3 protein-coding genes are annotated in these 2,124 nt (G+C 33.5%); 2 read left to right on the top strand and 1 reads right to left on the bottom strand.

What is annotated here, in order from left to right:
- Positions 1-60: 60 nt before the first annotated feature.
- Positions 61-855 (bottom strand): pyrroline-5-carboxylate reductase, encoded by a 795-nt coding sequence (gene proC / locus ACI32A_RS05160; RefSeq protein ID WP_439753967.1) that lies wholly within the window; start codon positions 853-855, stop codon positions 61-63.
- 84 nt (positions 856-939) lie between these two features.
- Between proC and ACI32A_RS05155 the strand changes: the two genes are divergently transcribed.
- Both ACI32A_RS05155 and ACI32A_RS05150 read left to right on the top strand, forming a co-directional pair.
- A complete protein-coding gene (locus ACI32A_RS05155) occupies positions 940-1,488 on the top strand; it encodes a chromate transporter (RefSeq protein ID WP_439753966.1) in 549 nt (182 codons plus the stop codon).
- Complete coding sequence (locus ACI32A_RS05150) at positions 1,485-2,045, top strand: chromate transporter (RefSeq protein ID WP_439753965.1); 561 nt, start codon at positions 1,485-1,487, stop codon at positions 2,043-2,045. The genes ACI32A_RS05155 and ACI32A_RS05150 overlap by 4 nt, the downstream gene beginning before the upstream one ends.
- The last annotated feature ends 79 nt before the right edge of the window (positions 2,046-2,124 follow it).

The raw sequence follows: 2,124 nt of genomic DNA, 5'->3' as shown, positions 1-2,124 counted from the left end.
GGTACATTTTTTTGTTACCCCCTAAATGTTGTTATTCTTAACTTAATGACATTGTTGTGGCTATTTCATTTTTTTAGACTTTTCAAAACAAGCATCCATAGCCGCTATCAAACTATAACGAAATCCTGTTTCTTCTAGTTTTGATACCGCTTCTATGGTTGTTCCTTGTGGCGAACATACCTCATCTTTTAGTTGTCCAGGATGTTTACCTGTTTCTAATACCATTTTACTGGCTCCTAAAACAGCCTGGGATGCAAATACATAAGCTTGTTTACGACTCAAACCGTATTTAACACCTGCATCTGCCATAGCTTCAATCATCATATAAACATAGGCAGGTGAACTTCCAGAAATAGCTGTAATGGCATCCATATATTTTTCTTCAACGAATTCTGCTTTTCCAAAACATTGAAACAAAGACAAAATTTGTTCACTTTCTTCTTTGGATACAAATTCATTGGTACATAATGCAGACATGGCTTCTAATACCATGGCAGGTGTATTGGGCATAGCTTTTACAATTTTTATATTTCTTTGAAACATTTGCTGCACTTGTGCAAGTGTTTTACCTGCTGCAATGGCAACAATAATGACATTTTCCTTTACCAGGTCTTTAATTTCCTGAATGACGTTTTCATAGACATATGGTTTTACACATAAAAATAAAACATCACTCATTTGAGCAACTTTTTGATTGTCTAGCGTTGTATGAACATGACAATCTTTAATTTTTTCAAAATTATATTCGTGGTGATCGGATACATAGATGTTTGATGAAGAAATGGAATTATTTTGAAGCATTCCTTTTATCATCGCACTTCCCATATTTCCACATCCAATAAATCCAACATTCATAATAGAGTCCTTTCTAGTTTTTCTTATTGTACAACAATTTACAAAAAATACAAATGGTGTAAAATGAAACAAGGTGAAAAGAATATGAAAGATTACATGGATTTATTTTTAACATTTGCCAAAATTGGTGCATTCACTTTTGGAGGTGGCTATGCGATGCTTCCCATGCTTCAAAAAGAAGTTGTAGAGAAACATCACTGGGCTACAGAAGAAGAAATTATGGATTATTATGCCGTGGGTCAATGTACGCCAGGGGTCATCTTTGTGAATACTGCAACCTTTGTTGGTTATTATCAAAAAGGAATTTTGGGAGGAATTATTGCGACCTTGGGTGTTATTTTTCCAAGCATCGTGATTATTTCTATTATTGCTTCGGTTCTGCAAAACTTTGCTGAAATTGAAATTGTACAACATGCTTTACATGGCATTCGAATTGCGGTTTGTGTCTTGATTTTTAATGCAACCTTAAAATTATTTAAAACCGGTGTAAAAGATGTGACAGGAATTGTATTATTTATTCTTTCTTTTGTTTGTACATATACATCTCTAGTGCCAACCATTGTTATTGTGATCATTAGTGCTTGTGCAGGACTTCTGGTTTCGTATTTTAAAATGAAAGAGGTGAAATCATGACTCTTTCCTTAATTCTTCAATTAATTATTGCCTTCTTTAAAACGGGTTTATTTGCTTTAGGAGGCGGATTGGCTACCATTCCTTTCTTGTATGAAATGATTCACAAATATGGCTGGTTTACCAAAGATATGCTGATGAACATGATTGCGGTCAGTGAATCAACACCAGGGCCTATGGGTGTGAATATGGCTACTTATGTTGGCTTTCATACAACAAATTCTGTTCTAGGTGGCATTGTCACGACTCTTTCTTTAGTAGCACCTAGTGTCATTATTATTTGTATTGTTGCTCATTTTTTACAAAAATTTAAAAACAGTCATTTTGTACAAGATGCCTTTTATGGTTTAAGACCTGCAGTATGTGCCATGATTGCTTCTGCTGGTTTTGGTATTTTGGTCGTTACTGTTTTTGAAAATGAACAAATTTCAACAGAAATTAATATACTCAATGTAATTTTATTAATTGCCATGTATTTTTTCTGTAAAAAATTCAAACAACTGCATCCCATTGTCATTGTATGTATTTGCGCTGGCTTGGGTATAATATTTCAATTATAAAAAAAAGGATCATTGTCGTTTTTGGAATATTTAAAACTAGATGAGGTCAAAGTCGACCTTTAAAATCATGAGGTTTTTT

This window comes from Floccifex sp., assembly GCF_051873555.1.
Lineage (GTDB): Bacteria > Bacillota_I > Bacilli_A > Erysipelotrichales > Erysipelotrichaceae > Floccifex.
Note: the sequence above shows the minus strand (reverse complement) of the source record. Positions and strands in the feature narration are given on the sequence as shown.